Here is a 14,552-nt window from a genome sequence, read left to right on the forward strand (position 1 = left end):
TACCATTCAGTTCGGAGACCGCATCTCCGTCAATTGAAGTCCGACCCGTTTACACAAAAATTCGGACACGCCCATCACAGGACTGCGCGAGAGTACAACGAGTTCACCGGCATTGCCCGCACTACCGTGCGCTCGATTGGGTCGACGATCGCCTCCCACACCTGATCCGCCATGGGCCCGACAACCCCTACCGGGTCCGTCGCCGCATCCAGCCCGAACTGACCCACGCCGAGGATGCCCGCGCGCTCCACGCCGTGCTGCAGCCAGTCCGCGGCACCGTACCCCTGCATGTAGCCCGGCAGCTCACCCGCGCCGAGCATCAGCCCCTTGGTGATGTCTGCGCCGATCATCGTGGGCACGTACCAGGCCAGCGCGCCCATGGGCGCGTAGTTGTTGTGCCCGGCCTCGTTCTTCGCGCGGGTGAGCATCGTGTGGTGGAAGCTGTATGCGAACTGCTTGAGGTGCCAGAACATGCCGAAGTGCGGGTCCGACCCCCACGCCGGGCGCTGGCCGGCGCTCGGGCTCAGGATCGCGCCCTCCACCCAGCGCACGATGGCGCTGTTGACCTTGTCCACGATGGCCTCGGCCTCGCGCACCGTCAGCTCCGGGCGCTCGCGCAGCAGTACGTCCTTGCGGGCGATGAGCTGGCCGTCCGCGTCCAGGGGCAGCTCGCCCACTGCGAAGCCCAGCTCCTTCATCCAACGCGCGCTGTGCTGGTCGCGCCCCTGGTTGTGGCGCAGCATGAACTGCACCGCGCTCTTGGTGGCGGCCACGCGCATGGCGCGGTTCCAAGGCTCCAGGCCGTTGGCCTTGAACATCATCTCGTTGGTGCGCCGCGCGAAGCCCTTGTGGTAGACCGACCCGTATTCGTCGGCCAGCAGGTGGCTGAAGGTCGCCGAGTCGATCACCCCGGCATGCTCGGCCAGCCGCTCCCACTCGTCCTTCTGCCGCTCGGCCGGCTCCTCGCGGATCATGTTGCCCCAGTTGCGGGCCACCTCCTTCATGCCCCGCACGAAGGCGTTCAGCGCGTCCTTCACTTCACCGCCGCGCACCACGATGCCCCCCGCCGTACGGAGACCGGGCCCATCCCGGTCAGCACCACGTCCCGATCCACCTGTCCAGCTGCATGCCCTCTCAAGGGCAACGGCTGCTATGCGGACTCTGGCCCGCTGGCGCTTCACTGGAACGCCGTTTCGAAAGGAACAAGAGGCCATGACATTGACCACTTCTGCAATGAAATCCGTCGGCTCCCCAAGGGCCAACTCTGGCGCTACGGCCAGGCCGGTGATCTCCCAGGCGACACCCATCAAATCGACGCTGAAAGCCTTCAGAAAATCGTCGATGCGAACCGCGGTCGGCGAGGTTTTGCCTATACGCACTACCCAGCTGCTGAGTCTGAGAACGCTCGCGCAGTTGAGAGCGCAAACGCTGCGGGGTTCGTGATCAACCTGTCGGCCAATGACCTCGACCACGCCGACCAGCTCGTTGATCTGGGGATCGCTCCCGTGGTCACCCTGCTACCGGCCGATCAGGTCACACCCACGGTCACACCCGCAGGGCGCACCGTTGCCATCTGCCCGGCCAGCGTCCGCGACGACGTCTCCTGCGCCACATGCGGCGTGTGCGCGGTCGCGCACCGCAAGGCCATCATCGGATTCCCTGCCCACGGCTCAGGTGCCAAGAAGGCGCAGCGCGTGTTTTTCATGCGCCAGGAGCCGGCTGGACACAGTGCGGTCACACTGGAAGACGCGCCGGCTGCCCCGCCGGCCTGAGCGCTGCACCACGGCGCGAGTGCTCAAAAATGGCACCAAAACAGGCCCAGTGTGACCAAACGATGTGTCCACGTCGTCGACGATCAACCGTTTTTAACCGCCGATCGTTCGGGACTGGACAAAGAAAAAGGACTTGAGGATTGCTCCTAAGTCCTTGATCTCATTCAGAAAAAACTGGTGGGTGATACATGGATCGAACATGTGACCCCTGCCGTGTGAAGGCAGTGCTCTACCGCTGAGCTAATCACCCGAACCGGGCCTGCGGTCCGCTTCGAAAAAACTGGTGGGTGATACATGGATCGAACATGTGACCCCTGCCGTGTGAAGGCAGTGCTCTACCGCTGAGCTAATCACCCGTGTCGTTTGCGACAGCCTGCGATTATGGCACAGCTTTCAGGCCGTCCTGGAAAGATCGCCAAATTGTTTTGCCGCCGCTGGCCTTGTCGATCTGCGCCAGCACGTCCTCGTGCTCGGCCAGCTCCTGGGCGCTGGCGGGCAGCACGACCAGCGCGATGCGGCTCAGGTCCACTGCCGCCACGCGCACGCCGCCCTCGCTGCCCTGCGCATCGTCTGCGATCAGCAGCGCGTCCTGGCCGCGGGTCATGTTGATGTAGACGTCGGCCAGCAGCTCGGCGTCGAGCAGAGCGCCGTGCAGCGTGCGGCCGGAATTGTCCACCTCCAGGCGGTCGCACAGCGCGTCCAGCGAGTTGCGCTTGCCGGGGAACATCTCCTTGGCCATGGCCAGGGTGTCGGTGATGCCGCCAACGTAGGTGGTGAACGGCGGGCGGCCCAGGCGCTCCAGTTCCTTGTTGATGAAACCGACGTCGAACGCCGCGTTGTGGATGATGATCTCGGCGCCCTGCATGAAGGCGAGGATGTCGTCGGCCACCTCGGCGAACTTGGGCTTGTCGCGCAGGAACTCCGTCGTCAGCCCGTGCACGCGCAGCGCGTCCTCGTGGCTGTCGCGCTCGGGGTTGATGTAGAGGTGCAGGTGGTTGCCGGTGAGCTTGCGGTTGAGCAGTTCCACGCAGCCGATCTCGATGATGCGGTCGCCGTTCTCGGCCGACAGGCCCGTGGTTTCCGTGTCGAAGACGATCTGGCGCGTCATACGTGCCCCCACGCTCGGCACTTCGTGTGCTCGCTGCCCCCCAGGGGAGCGCGAGCTTGCTTGGGGCGGCCCGGCGCTGCGCTCATCAGTGGTTTTCCTTGGCATGGTTGATGGAGTACTTGGGGATCTCCACGGTCACGTCGCTCTGCGCGAGGATGGCCTGGCACGACAGGCGCGACTGCGGCTCCAGGCCCCAGGCGCGGTCGAGCATGTCTTCTTCCTGCTCGTCGGCCTCGCCCAGCGACTCGAAGCCCTGGCGCACGACGACGTGGCAGGTGGTGCAGGCGGCGACCATGTCGCAGGCGTGCTCGATCTTGATGCCGTTTTCGAGCAGCGCCTCGCAGATCGAGGTGCCGGCGGGCGCGCTGACCTGCGCGCCTTCGGGGCAGTATTCGGGGTGGGGCAGTATCTTGATGACGGGCATGGGAGGTATCCAGGAGTTCAGAGCGAGCCGACATTCTTGCCGGCCAGGGCGTCGCGGATGCCGCGGTTCATGCGCTGGGCGGCGAAGGCCTCGGTGCCCTTGGCCAGCGCGCTGGTCGCGGCCTCGATGGCGGCCGCGGGGGCGCCGGACTGCAGCGCATCCTGCAGCGCCTGCATGAGCGCGTCGATGTCCGCACGCTCCGCTGGTGAGAGCACGTCGCCGTCGGCCTCCAGCGCGGAGCGGGTGGCGATCAGCAGGCGGTCGGCGTCCACGCGCGCCTCGACCAGCGCGCGCGCCTGCATGTCCTGCTGGGCGGTGGCGAAGCCTTCCTGCAGCATGCGCGCGATCTGGTCGTCGGACAGGCCGTAGGAGGGCTTGACGTCGATGCGTGCCTCCACGCCGCTGGTCTGCTCGCGCGCGCCGACGCTCAGCAGGCCGTCGGCGTCCACGGTGAAGGTGACGCGGATGCGCGCCGCGCCCGCCGCCATGGGCGGGATGCCGCGCAGCTCGAAGCGCGCCAGGCTGCGGCAGTCCGCCACCAGGTCGCGCTCGCCCTGCACCACGTGGATGGCCAGCGCCGTCTGCCCGTCCTTGTAGGTGGTGAAGTCCTGCGCCTTGGCGGTGGGGATGGTCTCGTTGCGGCCGATGATGCGCTCCACCAGGCCACCCATGGTCTCGATGCCCAGCGACAGCGGGATCACGTCGAGCAGCAGCAGGTCGCCCGCCGCGTCGTTGCCCGCGAGCTGGTTGGCCTGAATGGCGGCGCCGATGGCCACCACCTCGTCCGGGTTGAGGTTGGTGAGCGGCTCGCGGCCGAAGAACTGGGCCACGGCTTCGCGCACCTGCGGCATGCGCGTGGAGCCGCCGACGAGCACCACGCCCTGCACGTCGTCACGCCCGATCTGCGCGTCGCGCAGCGCGCGGCGCACGGCGGCGAGCGAGCGCTGGGTCAGCACGTCTGTGGCGGCGGCGAAGTCGGAACGCTTGACATCCAATTGGACGGTAGCGCCCGCCAGGAAAGCGCTGAATGCCACGGTTTCCGAAGCAGTCAGTGCCTCCTTGCAGGCGCGCGCGGCCAGGCGCACGGCGGTCTTGTCCTCGGGCGTCGTGGCCTGCAGGCCGAGCTGGCCGAGCACCCACTCGGCGAGCAGCGCGTCGTAGTCGTCGCCGCCCAGGGCCGAGTCGCCGCCCGTGGCGATGACCTCGAACACGCCCTGCGTGAGGCGCAGCACGGAGATGTCGAAGGTGCCGCCGCCCAGGTCGTAGACGGCATAGATGCCCTCGGCGGCGTTGTCCAGCCCGTAGGCGATGGCGGCGGCCGTGGGCTCGTTGATGAGGCGCAACAGGTGCAGGCCGGCCAGCTTGGCCGCGTCCTTGGTGGCCTGGCGCTGGGCGTCGTCGAAGTAGGCGGGCACGGTGATGACGGCGCCGTGGATGTCGCTGTCGAAGCTGTCTTCCGCACGGAAGCGCAGCGTGGCGAGGATCTCGGCGCTCACCTCCACGGGCGACTTCACGCCGGCCGCGGTCTGCAGGCTCAGCATACCGCCCGCGCCCTCGGGCGCGACGAATCGGTAGGGCAGCTTGTCATGGCCGGCGATGTCCGCCAGCCCCCGGCCCATGAAGCGCTTGACGGAGGCCAGCGTGTTGGCCGGGTCCTGCAGGTGGGCGGCGGCGGCCTCGTGGCCGATCTGCCGGCCGCCGTTCTCCAGGTAGCGCACGACGGAGGGCAGCAGCACCCTGCCCTGCGCGTCCGGCAGGCATTCGGCCACGCCGTTGCGCACGGCGGCCACCAGCGAATGCGTGGTGCCCAGGTCGATGCCGATGGCAACGCGCCGCTGGTGCGGGTCGGGGAACTGGCCGGGTTCGGAAATCTGCAGGAGCGCCATGGGGAATGTGGTTCTTGTGGTCGTGTGCGTGGAGGTGCAGGGGCTATTGTCCCAGTTGCTCCCGGCGCAGTTCGATGTCGTGCGCGAATCGCGCAATGAACATGAGGGCTCTGACCTCGCGCGCCGCGCCGGCCCAGTCCTGCCGGTCGTCGATCAGCGTGGCCAGGCGCTCCAGCGCGGCGCGGCGGGCGGCCTGGGTTTCGTCGTCCAATGCGTCAAGCGCGTCGCCGCCCCGTGCATCGTCCAGGGCCTCGCGCCACTCCATCTGCTGCATGAGGAAGGCGGCGGGCATGGCCGTGTTGTCCTCGGCCCGGATGGGCGCGCCGTGCAGCTCGCACAGGTAGGCGGCGCGGCGCTGCGGGTCTTTCAGGCGCTGGTAGGCCTCGTTGATGCGCACCGACCACTGCATGGCCACGCGCTGCGCGGCCGGCCCTTGAGCGGCGAAGCGGTCGGGATGGGCCTCACGCTGCAGTTCCTTCCAGCGCGCATCGAGAAACGCGCGGTCCTGGGCGAAGCGGCGCGGCACGCCGAAGAGCTCGAAGTCGTCGGATTGGAGGTTCATAAAAATGTGAGCGGCTTGCGCTGGCTGGCACTCGTTTTCAGGTGCTTTTCATATGAGAACTGGCTTGCAACAGGCGCAGGCAGCTCACTTTTTTGAAAAGCGTCCATAAAAAAACCGCCAGCACGGTCAGCGGTGGCGGTCTGCTCGGAACGCTCGGCGTCAGACGCGAAAGCTCTCCCCGCAGCCGCAGCGGTCGCGCTCGTTGGGGTTGTTGAAGCGAAAGCCCTCGTTGAGCCCCTCGCGCACGAAGTCCAGCTCGGTGCCGTCGATGTAGGCCAGGCTCTTGGGATCGATGAGCACCTTGACGCCGTGGTTCTCGAACACGATGTCCTCCGGCGCCGCCTCGTCCACGTATTCGAGCTTGTAGGCCAGGCCCGAGCAGCCCGTGGTCTTGACGCCGAGGCGCACGCCCAGCCCCTTGCCCCGGCGGGAAAGGTAGCGGTTCACATGCCGGGCGGCGGCTTCGGTCAGCGTGATGGCCATGGTCTTCAGGCGGCTTCCATGGCCGCGCCGTGCTTGGCCTTGTAGTCGTTGACGGCGGCCTTGATCGCGTCTTCGGCCAGGATGGAGCAGTGGATCTTCACGGGCGGCAGCGCCAGCTCCTGCGCGATCTCGCTGTTCTTGAGCTGCGCCGCTTCGTCCAGCGTCTTGCCCTTGACCCATTCCGTGACCAGCGACGACGAAGCGATGGCCGAGCCGCAGCCGTAGGTCTTGAAGCGCGCGTCCTCGATGACGCCGGTGTCCGGGTTCACCTTGATCTGCAGCTTCATCACGTCGCCGCAGGCGGGCGCGCCCACCATGCCGGTGCCCACGGTGTCGTCGCCCTTGTCGAACGAACCGACGTTGCGGGGGTTTTCGTAATGGTCGATCACTTTGTCAGAGTAAGCCATGGTGTGTTCTCCTTGTCTTTCAGTGGGCAGCCCATTGGATGGTGCTCAGGTCGACACCGTCCTTGTACATCTCCCACAGGGGGCTCAGTTCGCGCAGCTTGGCCACGTTGTGGCGGATGACGGAGATCGCGTAGTCGATCTCCTCCTCGGTCGTGAAGCGGCCGATGGTCATGCGCAGGCTGCTGTGCGCCAGCTCGTCGCTGCGGCCCAGGGCACGCAGCACGTAGCTGGGTTCCAGGCTCGCCGAGGTGCAGGCCGAGCCGCTGGAGACGGCCAGGCCCTTGATGCCCATGATGAGCGATTCGCCCTCGACGAAGTTGAAGCTCATGTTCAGGTTCTGCGGCACGCGGTGTTCCATGCTGCCGTTGATGAACACCTGCTCGATGTCCTTCAGGCCGTCCAGCAGGCGCTGCTGCAGGGCACGGGCCTTGGCGTTCACCTCGTCCATTTCGAGCTTGATGATGCGGAAGGCCTCGCCCATGCCCACGATCTGGTGCGTGGGCAGCGTGCCCGAGCGCATGCCGCGCTCGTGGCCACCGCCGTGGATCTGCGCCTCCAGGCGCACGCGCGGCTTGCGGCGCACGTACAGCGCGCCCACGCCCTTGGGGCCGTAGGTCTTGTGCGCGGTCATGCTCATCAGGTCGATGGGTAGGGTCTTCACGTCGATCTCGACGCGGCCTGTGGCCTGCGCGGCATCCACATGGAACAGGATGCCCTTCTCGCGGCAGATCGCGCCGATGGCGGGAATGTCCTGGATCACGCCGATCTCGTTGTTCACGAACAGCACGCTCACCAGGATGGTGTCGGGGCGCAGGGCAGCCTTGAAGGCGTCCAGGTCCAGCAGACCGTCTTCCTTGACGTCCATGTAGGTCACCTCGAAGCCCTGGCGCTCCAACTCGCGCATGGTGTCCAGCACTGCCTTGTGCTCGGTCTTCAGGGTGATCAGGTGCTTGCCCTTGCCCTGGTAGAAGTGGGCCGCGCCCTTGAGCGCGAGGTTGATGGACTCGGTGGCGCCGCTGGTCCAGACGATCTCGCGCGCATCGGCGCCGATCAGGTCGGCCACGTGGCCGCGGGCCTTCTCGATGGCTTCTTCGGCCTCCCAGCCCCAGGCATGGCTACGCGAGGCGGCGTTGCCGAAGTGCTCGCGCAGCCACGGGATCATCGCGTCGACGACGCGCGGATCCACGGGCGTGGTGGCGCCGTAGTCCAGGTAGATGGGGAAATGCGGGGTCATGTCCATGGCTGGCTCAGGATCGGTTCTGGCTGGCGGAAAAAACGGGATTTAGCGAAGGCGTTGCAGAAATCACGACTTGGCAAATGCATTGCCAAGGGCGAACACCGAGTTGGGCGCGTTCACGCGGATCGGCTTGACCACCGGCGTGGTGGAGATCGCACGGCGCGCGACGGGCTTGTCCTCGATCTGCACGCCCTTGGCGAGCTGGTCGTCCACGAGCTTTTGCAGGGTGACGGAGTCGAGGAACTCGACCATGCGCTGGTTCAGCGATGCCCAGAGCTCGTGCGTCATGCACCGGCCGGCCTCGCCCAGGCAGTTTTCCTTGCCGCCGCACTGGGTGGCGTCGATGGGCTCGTCCACCGAGACGATGATGTCGGCCACGGTGATGTCGGCCGCCTTGCGCGCCAGGGTGTAGCCGCCGCCGGGGCCGCGGGTGGATTCCACCAGCTCGTGACGGCGCAGCTTGCCGAAGAGCTGCTCCAGGTAGGACAGCGAGATCTGCTGGCGCTGGCTGATGGCCGCCAGCGTGACGGGGCCGTTGTTCTGGCGCAGGGCCAGGTCAATCATGGCGGTGACCGCAAAACGGCCTTTGGTGGTGAGACGCATCGCAAGCTCCTTTGGTTTGGCTTGATCGTTATGAAAACGCCATGGAGCGGGCTTGTGACCGCGTCCTGGCTCCGTCCCCGCCCTTTCCCGCAAATCAACCGCCGCTGTGGCGGCCGTCTGGGGCCCTTCTTCGTGTCGTGGGGTTTGCTTTCCTGAGTAATTGACCCGAGTATAGCACAAATCCCTATTGTTTTTGTCGGGTAAATGAACCGTGCGGTCGCGTTTTCGCCTGCTCCGTCACGCCGCGACGTGGTCCCCGCCGTGGGCGCCGAAGACCCGGTCCTTGAGCTTCGCCAGCTGGTCGCGCACACGGGCCGCCTGCTCGAATTCCAGGTTGCGCGCGTGCTCCAGCATGCGTTTTTCCAGCCGCTTGATCTCACGCGCGATGTCCTTCTCGGACATCTCCTCCAGCTCCGCATGGCGCGCGGCCTCCTGCTCCAGGCGCTGCGCCTCCTGCCCCGTCTTCTCGCTGTACACGCCGTCAATCAGGTCTCTCACCTGCTTGACAATGCTGCGCGGCGTGATCCCCATCGCCTCGTTGTGTGCGATCTGCTTGGCGCGCCGGCGTTCCGTCTCGTCGATGGCTTTCTTCATCGAGTCGGTGACGCGGTCGGCATACAGGATGGCCTTGCCGTGGAGGTTGCGCGCCGCGCGCCCGATGGTCTGGATCAGGCTGCGCTCGGCGCGCAGGAAGCCTTCCTTGTCGGCGTCGAGGATGGCGACCAGCGACACCTCGGGAATGTCCAGGCCCTCGCGCAGCAGGTTGATGCCCACGAGCACGTCGAACGCGCCCAGGCGCAGGTCGCGGATGATCTCCACGCGCTCCACGGTGTCGATGTCCGAGTGCAGGTAGCGCACCTTCACGCCGTTGTCGGCCAGGTAGTCGGTGAGCTGCTCGGCCATGCGCTTGGTCAGCGTGGTAATGAGTACACGCTGATTCTTTTCTGTGCGAATGCGTATTTCCTGCAGCACATCGTCCACCTGGTGCGTGGCCGGGCGCACTTCCACCTCGGGGTCCACCAGGCCCGTAGGCCGCACCACCTGGTCCACCACCTGGCCGGAGTGTTCCTTCTCGTAGTCCGCCGGCGTGGCCGAGACGAAGACCACCTGGCGCATGCGCCGCTCGAACTCCTCGAACTTCAGCGGCCGGTTGTCCAGCGCCGATGGCAGCCGGAAGCCGTATTCCACCAGCGTGGTCTTGCGTGAGCGGTCGCCGTTGTACATGGCCGAGAGCTGGCCGATCATCTGGTGGCTCTCGTCCAGGAACATGAGGGCGTCGGGCGGCAGGTAGTCGGTCAGCGTGGGCGGCGGGTCGCCCGGCTGCGCGCCCGAGAGGTGGCGCGTGTAGTTCTCGATGCCCTTGCAGTGCCCGACCTCGCTGAGCATCTCCAGGTCGAACCGCGTGCGCTGCTCCAGCCGCTGGGCCTCCACCAGCTTGCCCTCGCCCACGAAGCACTTCAGCCGCCCGTCCAGCTCCTGCTTGATGGTCTCCACGGCGGCCAGCACCTTGTCGCGCGGCGTCACGTAGTGGCTGCTGGGGTAGACGGTGAAGCGCGGCACCTTCTGCTGGATGCGGCCGGTGAGCGGGTCGAACAGCGAGAGCGTCTCGATCTCGTCGTCGAACAGCTCGATGCGGATCGCCAGTTCGCTGTGCTCCGAGGGGAACACGTCGATGGTGTCGCCGCGCACACGGAACGTGCCGCGCGCGAAGTCCTGCTCGTTGCGCGTGTACTGCATGCGTATGAGGCGCGCGATCACGTCGCGCTGCCCGATCTCGTCGCCCACGCGCATGATGAAGCGCATCTGCGTGTAGTCCTCCGGCGCGCCGATGCCGTAGATGGCCGACACGGTGGCCACGATCACCACGTCGCGCCGCTCCAGCACGCTCTTGGTGGCCGACAGGCGCATCTGCTCGATGTGCTCGTTGATGGCGCTGTCCTTCTCGATGAACAGGTCGCGCTGGGGCACATAGGCCTCGGGCTGGTAGTAGTCGTAATAGCTGACGAAATACTCCACGGCGTTCTTCGGGAAGAACTCGCGGAACTCGCTGTAGAGCTGCGCGGCCAGCGTCTTGTTGGGCGCGAACACGATGGCCGGGCGGCCCAGACGCGCGATCACGTTGGCCATGGTGAAGGTCTTGCCCGAGCCGGTCACGCCCAGCAGGGTCTGGAACACCTCGCCATCGCGCACGCCCTCCACCAGCTTGTCGATGGCCTCGGGCTGGTCGCCCGCCGGCGGATACGGCTGGAACAGCTGGAACGGCGAATCGGGAAACTGGACGAACTGCCCGGCGGCGGGCTCGGTGGCGACTTCATGCATGGCGGCGGTCAACGGCACGCGGGGGCGGCCGTTAAAATTGCGGGTTGACCCGAAAGACTACCGTAGCTGGGGTCACGCCGTCCGATTTCTACCCTCCCAAGGACTTTCCATGTCTCTGTTCACCGCCGTCGAAATGGCCCCCCGCGACCCGATCCTGGGTCTGAACGAACAATTCGCCGCAGATGCCAACCCCAACAAGGTCAACCTGGGCGTGGGCGTGTATTTCGACGACAACGGCAAGCTCCCCCTGCTGCAATGCGTGCAGGCCGCCGAGAAGGCCATGATGGACAAGCCCGCCGCCCGCGGCTACCTGCCCATCGACGGCATCGCCGCCTATGACAACGCCGTCAAGGCCCTGGTGTTCGGCGCCGGCTCCGACGTGGTCAAGGCAGGCCGCGTGGCCACCGTGCAGGCCATCGGCGGCACGGGCGGCCTGAAGATCGGCGCGGACTTCCTCAAGAAGATCAGCCCCAGCGCCAAGGTGCTCATCTCCGACCCGAGCTGGGAAAACCACCGCGCCATCTTCACCAACGCCGGCTTCGAGGTCGGCAGCTACCGCTACTACGACGCGGCCACCCGCTCGGTGGACTTCGACGGCATGCTGGCCGACCTGAACGCCGCCGCGCCCGGCACCATCGCCGTGCTGCACGCCTGCTGCCACAACCCCACGGGCTACGACATCACCGCCGCGCAGTGGGACCAGGTGATCGAGGCGGTCAAGGCCCGCGGCCTCGTGGCCTTCCTCGACATGGCCTACCAGGGCTTCGGCCACGGCATCCAGGAGGACGGCGCCGTCATCGGCAAATTCGTCGCCGCCGGCCTGAACATCTTTGTCTCCACCTCGTTTTCTAAGAGCTTCAGCCTGTACGGCGAGCGCGTGGGCGCCCTCTCGGTGGTCGCCAACGACAAGGACGAAGCCGCGCGCGTGCTGAGCCAGCTCAAGATCGTCATCCGCACCAACTACTCGAACCCGCCCACGCACGGCGGCGCCGTGGTGGCCGCCGTGCTGAACGACCCCGCGCTGCGCGCCCAGTGGGAGAAGGAACTGGGCGAGATGCGCGTGCGCATCAAGGCAATGCGCCAGAAGCTGGTCGATGGCCTCAAGGCCGCCGGCGTGCAGCAGGACATGTCCTTCATCACCACGCAGATCGGCATGTTCAGCTACTCGGGCCTGTCCAAGGACCAGATGGTGCGCCTGCGCAGCGAGTTCGGCGTCTACGGCACCGACACGGGCCGCATGTGCGTGGCCGCCCTGAACAGCAAGAACATCGACTACGTCTGCCAGGCCATTGCCAAGGTCATCTGACGACGGCGCGGCGCTGCGGCGCCGCTTCGTGGGCGAAGCGCTCCAGAACCCGTACAACGCGGCCATTCTGGAGCGCTTGCCGCTTCTGGGCCTGCCCGATGCCTGGCTGGTGGCGGGCTGCTTGTTCCAGACCGTGTGGAACCTGCGCTCGGGCTTCGCGCCCACGGCGCACATCAAGGACTACGACCTGTTCTATTTCGACGCGGCCGACCTGTCCGCGCAGGCGGAGCAGGCCGTGCAGGCCCGGGTCAGCGCGCTCGTCGCCGATCTGCCCATCACCGTCGAAGCCAAGAACCAGGCGCGCGTGCACCTCTGGTACGAGGACTGGTGCGGCCACCCCTATGGCGCGCTGCGTTCGTCGCGCGAGGGCATCGAGCGCTTCCTGATCCCCTGCACCTGCGTGGGCCTGCAGCCCGCCCTCGGGCAGCAGAGCCCCGTGCTGCATGCGCCCAACGGGCTGGAGGAGCTGTACGCGGGCCTGCTGCGGCCCAACCCGCTGTGCCCGCACCTGCCGCTGTTCCAGGCCAAGGCGCGAAGCTACCGGGACCGGTGGCACTGGCTCGGCATCCGGCAACCTGCGGCCACGGCGGAATAAGCATGTTTTTAGCCTCCAGCGCTTATCTAGCAAGCGCTGGCAGCTATCAACTCCAGAGCATCGACCGCATCGAGATCGACGCGCCCTGGAACCCCGTGTTGAAGAAGCGCACCGCCTCGCCCGGCTCCACGGCGCCCGCGGCATACAGCAGCGGCAGGAAATGCTCGTGCGTGGGGTGCGCGAGCTGCGCCATCGGCCCCCACTGCTGGAACTGCGCCAGCCCTTCCAGCCGGCCGCTCTGCACCTGGTCCACCACCCGCAGGTCGAACGCGTTGGCCCATTCGTAGGCCGCGTTGATGCCCGTGCCGGGGCGCATGGCGTGCAGGTTATGCACCACGTTGCCGCTGGCCACGATGAGCACGCCGCGCTCGCGCAGCGGCCGCAGCTGCCGGCCCAGCGCCCAGTGCTCGGAGGGCGGGCGGGCGTAGTCCATGCTGAGCTGCAGCACCGGGATGTCCGCCGCCGGGAACAAGGGCTGGAGGATGCCCCAGGCGCCATGGTCCAGCCCCCACTCCGCTTCGTCCACGCCCAGCGGCCTACCAGTCGCGGGCGAGCGCAGTTCGGCGGCCAGCGCCCGCGCCACGGCGGGCGCGCCCGGCGCGGCGTATTGCTGCTCGAACAGCTCGCGCGGGAAGCCGCCGAAGTCGTGGATGGTGCGCGGCGCGGCCATGCCCGTCAGAAACCAGCCGCCGCGCGTCAGCCAGTGGGCCGACACGCACAGGATGAGCTGCGGCCGCGCGCGCGCCAGCAGCTCCGCGCCCAGGTCCTGCCAGGTGCGGCGCCAGGCGTTGTCCTCGATCGCGTTCATCGGGCTGCCGTGGCCCAGAAACAGCACAGGCATGCGCGGCGAGGGGCCGAGCGCCTCCAGCACGGAAGAAGTCATGGAATTTCCTGAAACAATGCCCGCCATTGTGTTTCCAAGCCGCCCGCCATGCTCCAACCCCTCGCCCACACCCGCATCCTCAGCCTGGCCTTGAACCTGCCCGGCCCCGCCGCCCTGCTGCGCTGCCGCCGCATGGGCGCCGACTGCACCAAGCTGGAGCCGCCCGCCCCGGCAGGCCACGCCAGCGCCGACCCCATGGCGCTCTACAGCCCAGGCGCCTACGCCGCGCTGCACGAAGGCATCCGCGTGCTGCAGGCCCACCTGAAGACCGCCGAGGGCCAGGCCGCGCTGCAGGCCGAACTGGAGCGCGCGGACGTGCTGCTCACGTCCTTCCGCCCCTCGGCCCTCGCCAAGCTCGGGCTGGCCTGGGAAGCACTGCACGCGCGCTACCCGCGCCTGTCGCTGGTGCGCATCGTGGGCACGGCGGGCGCGCGCGCCGAGGAGCCGGGGCACGACCTGACCTACCTGGCCGACGCGGGCCTGGTCACCGGCACCGCCATGCCTCCCACCCTCTACGCCGACATGGCCGGCGCCCTGATGGCCAGCGAAGCCGTGCTGCAGGCGCAACTGGCCCGCGCCGCCACCGGCCTGGGCCAATGCGTGGAGATCGCCCTGGCCGACGCCGCCGCCTGGCTGGCCCAGCCGCGCGGCTGGGGCCTTACGGTGCCTGCCGGCGACGTGGGCGGCGCCCACGCGGGCTACCGCGTCTATGCCTGCGCCGATGGCCGCGTGGCCGTCGCGGCGCTGGAGCCGCATTTCGCCGCCCGCCTGTGCGAAGCCGCCGGCCTGTCGCCCGCCGCCGACCCGCGCGCCGCCGCCACGCACGCGGCCATTGCCGCCTTCGTGCGCGGCCACAGCCGCGCGGCGCTGGATGCGCTGGCGCAGGAGCGGGACATTCCGCTGCATACGCTGGCAAGCGATTGAAGGGCCCCTCGCGCACACGGGAACGCAGCCGCCCCGCCCAGCT

General features: G+C 67.6%; 16 protein-coding genes and 2 tRNA genes. 5 read left to right on the plus strand and 13 right to left on the minus strand.

Features of this window, described 5'->3' with window-relative positions:
* Positions 1 to 74: 74 nt before the first annotated feature.
* Positions 75 to 1,052, minus strand: coding sequence for a hypothetical protein (locus AVS7_RS15775; protein WP_200405932.1), 978 nt, complete (start codon positions 1,050 to 1,052; stop codon positions 75 to 77).
* Positions 1,053 to 1,212: 160 nt separating this feature from the next.
* Between AVS7_RS15775 and AVS7_RS24920 the strand changes: the two genes are divergently transcribed.
* Together AVS7_RS24920 and AVS7_RS24925 are read left to right on the plus strand one after the other, a co-directional pair.
* Positions 1,213 to 1,443 (plus strand): hypothetical protein, encoded by a 231-nt coding sequence (locus tag AVS7_RS24920; RefSeq protein ID WP_200405933.1) that lies wholly within the window; start codon positions 1,213 to 1,215, stop codon positions 1,441 to 1,443.
* Positions 1,440 to 1,772, plus strand: a complete 333-nt coding sequence (locus AVS7_RS24925; protein ID WP_024001679.1) for a hypothetical protein — start codon at positions 1,440 to 1,442, stop codon at positions 1,770 to 1,772. The genes AVS7_RS24920 and AVS7_RS24925 overlap by 4 nt, the downstream gene beginning before the upstream one ends.
* Before the next feature lie 175 nt (positions 1,773 to 1,947).
* On the opposite strand, the gene AVS7_RS15785 is transcribed toward AVS7_RS24925, so the two are convergent.
* The 11 genes from AVS7_RS15785 to uvrB all read right to left on the minus strand — a co-directional run bounded on the left by AVS7_RS15785 (position 1,948) and on the right by uvrB (position 10,801).
* Positions 1,948 to 2,022, minus strand: a tRNA-Val gene (locus AVS7_RS15785).
* A gap of 31 nt (positions 2,023 to 2,053) precedes the next feature.
* Positions 2,054 to 2,128, minus strand: a tRNA-Val gene (locus AVS7_RS15790).
* A 23-nt stretch (positions 2,129 to 2,151) separates the two neighbouring features.
* Positions 2,152 to 2,880: a DNA polymerase III subunit epsilon gene (dnaQ, locus tag AVS7_RS15795; RefSeq protein ID WP_020229307.1), complete on the minus strand. Its 729-nt coding sequence runs from the start codon at positions 2,878 to 2,880 to the stop codon at positions 2,152 to 2,154.
* A gap of 85 nt (positions 2,881 to 2,965) precedes the next feature.
* The gene (gene fdx, locus AVS7_RS15800) at positions 2,966 to 3,304 is read right to left on the minus strand and encodes an ISC system 2Fe-2S type ferredoxin (protein ID WP_020229308.1); all 339 of its coding nucleotides are present in this window, start codon (positions 3,302 to 3,304) and stop codon (positions 2,966 to 2,968) included.
* Positions 3,305 to 3,321: 17 nt separating this feature from the next.
* Positions 3,322 to 5,190 (minus strand): Fe-S protein assembly chaperone HscA, encoded by a 1,869-nt coding sequence (hscA, locus tag AVS7_RS15805; protein WP_020229309.1) that lies wholly within the window; start codon positions 5,188 to 5,190, stop codon positions 3,322 to 3,324.
* A gap of 43 nt (positions 5,191 to 5,233) precedes the next feature.
* Positions 5,234 to 5,752, minus strand: coding sequence for a Fe-S protein assembly co-chaperone HscB (gene hscB / locus AVS7_RS15810; RefSeq protein WP_020229310.1), 519 nt, complete (start codon positions 5,750 to 5,752; stop codon positions 5,234 to 5,236).
* A 159-nt stretch (positions 5,753 to 5,911) separates the two neighbouring features.
* A complete protein-coding gene (gene iscA / locus AVS7_RS15815) occupies positions 5,912 to 6,235 on the minus strand; it encodes an iron-sulfur cluster assembly protein IscA (RefSeq protein ID WP_020229311.1) in 324 nt (107 codons plus the stop codon).
* Positions 6,236 to 6,240: 5 nt separating this feature from the next.
* Positions 6,241 to 6,642: a Fe-S cluster assembly scaffold IscU gene (gene iscU, locus AVS7_RS15820; protein ID WP_020229312.1), complete on the minus strand. Its 402-nt coding sequence runs from the start codon at positions 6,640 to 6,642 to the stop codon at positions 6,241 to 6,243.
* Positions 6,643 to 6,661: 19 nt separating this feature from the next.
* The gene (locus tag AVS7_RS15825) at positions 6,662 to 7,882 is read right to left on the minus strand and encodes an IscS subfamily cysteine desulfurase (RefSeq protein WP_020229313.1); all 1,221 of its coding nucleotides are present in this window, start codon (positions 7,880 to 7,882) and stop codon (positions 6,662 to 6,664) included.
* Positions 7,883 to 7,945: 63 nt separating this feature from the next.
* Positions 7,946 to 8,482 (minus strand): Fe-S cluster assembly transcriptional regulator IscR, encoded by a 537-nt coding sequence (iscR, locus tag AVS7_RS15830; RefSeq protein WP_020229314.1) that lies wholly within the window; start codon positions 8,480 to 8,482, stop codon positions 7,946 to 7,948.
* Between the two features lie 237 nt (positions 8,483 to 8,719).
* A complete protein-coding gene (uvrB, locus tag AVS7_RS15835; RefSeq protein WP_024001680.1) occupies positions 8,720 to 10,801 on the minus strand; it encodes an excinuclease ABC subunit UvrB in 2,082 nt (693 codons plus the stop codon).
* 109 nt (positions 10,802 to 10,910) lie between these two features.
* Here uvrB and AVS7_RS15840 point away from each other — a divergent pair, with 109 nt between their 5' ends.
* The gene (locus AVS7_RS15840; RefSeq protein WP_020229316.1) at positions 10,911 to 12,107 is read left to right on the plus strand and encodes an amino acid aminotransferase; all 1,197 of its coding nucleotides are present in this window, start codon (positions 10,911 to 10,913) and stop codon (positions 12,105 to 12,107) included.
* The gene (locus AVS7_RS15845; RefSeq protein WP_200405934.1) at positions 12,091 to 12,702 is read left to right on the plus strand and encodes a nucleotidyltransferase family protein; all 612 of its coding nucleotides are present in this window, start codon (positions 12,091 to 12,093) and stop codon (positions 12,700 to 12,702) included. The genes AVS7_RS15840 and AVS7_RS15845 overlap by 17 nt, the downstream gene beginning before the upstream one ends.
* A 46-nt stretch (positions 12,703 to 12,748) precedes the next feature.
* Here the strand turns inward: AVS7_RS15845 and ygiD are convergent, their stop codons facing one another.
* On the minus strand, positions 12,749 to 13,585 hold the full coding sequence (gene ygiD, locus AVS7_RS15850; RefSeq protein ID WP_020229318.1) for a 4,5-DOPA dioxygenase extradiol: 837 nt from the start codon (positions 13,583 to 13,585) through the stop codon (positions 12,749 to 12,751).
* 48 nt (positions 13,586 to 13,633) lie between these two features.
* On the opposite strand from ygiD, the gene AVS7_RS15855 reads away from it, so the two are divergent.
* Positions 13,634 to 14,509: a CoA transferase gene (locus AVS7_RS15855; protein ID WP_020229319.1), complete on the plus strand. Its 876-nt coding sequence runs from the start codon at positions 13,634 to 13,636 to the stop codon at positions 14,507 to 14,509.
* Positions 14,510 to 14,552: the final 43 nt, after the last annotated feature.

Origin of the sequence: Acidovorax sp. MR-S7 (genome assembly GCF_000400995.2) — a bacterium.
Classification (GTDB): Bacteria; Pseudomonadota; Gammaproteobacteria; order Burkholderiales; family Burkholderiaceae_C; genus MR-S7.

What these genes read in the sequence shown, in the direction of transcription:
- iscR (WP_020229314.1), bottom strand. Translation starts at nt 8,482, where the DNA reads ATGCGTCTCACCACCAAAGGCCGTTTTGCGGTCACCGCCATGATTGAC.
- iscA (WP_020229311.1), bottom strand. Translation starts at nt 6,235, where the DNA reads ATGGCCATCACGCTGACCGAAGCCGCCGCCCGGCATGTGAACCGCTAC.
- hscA (WP_020229309.1), bottom strand. Translation starts at nt 5,190, where the DNA reads ATGGCGCTCCTGCAGATTTCCGAACCCGGCCAGTTCCCCGACCCGCAC.
- AVS7_RS24920 (WP_200405933.1), top strand. Translation starts at nt 1,213, where the DNA reads ATGACATTGACCACTTCTGCAATGAAATCCGTCGGCTCCCCAAGGGCC.
- fdx (WP_020229308.1), bottom strand. Translation starts at nt 3,304, where the DNA reads ATGCCCGTCATCAAGATACTGCCCCACCCCGAATACTGCCCCGAAGGC.
- iscU (WP_020229312.1), bottom strand. Translation starts at nt 6,642, where the DNA reads ATGGCTTACTCTGACAAAGTGATCGACCATTACGAAAACCCCCGCAAC.
- AVS7_RS15855 (WP_020229319.1), top strand. Translation starts at nt 13,634, where the DNA reads ATGCTCCAACCCCTCGCCCACACCCGCATCCTCAGCCTGGCCTTGAAC.
- dnaQ (WP_020229307.1), bottom strand. Translation starts at nt 2,880, where the DNA reads ATGACGCGCCAGATCGTCTTCGACACGGAAACCACGGGCCTGTCGGCC.
- AVS7_RS15825 (WP_020229313.1), bottom strand. Translation starts at nt 7,882, where the DNA reads ATGGACATGACCCCGCATTTCCCCATCTACCTGGACTACGGCGCCACC.
- hscB (WP_020229310.1), bottom strand. Translation starts at nt 5,752, where the DNA reads ATGAACCTCCAATCCGACGACTTCGAGCTCTTCGGCGTGCCGCGCCGC.
- AVS7_RS15840 (WP_020229316.1), top strand. Translation starts at nt 10,911, where the DNA reads ATGTCTCTGTTCACCGCCGTCGAAATGGCCCCCCGCGACCCGATCCTG.
- uvrB (WP_024001680.1), bottom strand. Translation starts at nt 10,801, where the DNA reads ATGCATGAAGTCGCCACCGAGCCCGCCGCCGGGCAGTTCGTCCAGTTT.
- ygiD (WP_020229318.1), bottom strand. Translation starts at nt 13,585, where the DNA reads ATGACTTCTTCCGTGCTGGAGGCGCTCGGCCCCTCGCCGCGCATGCCT.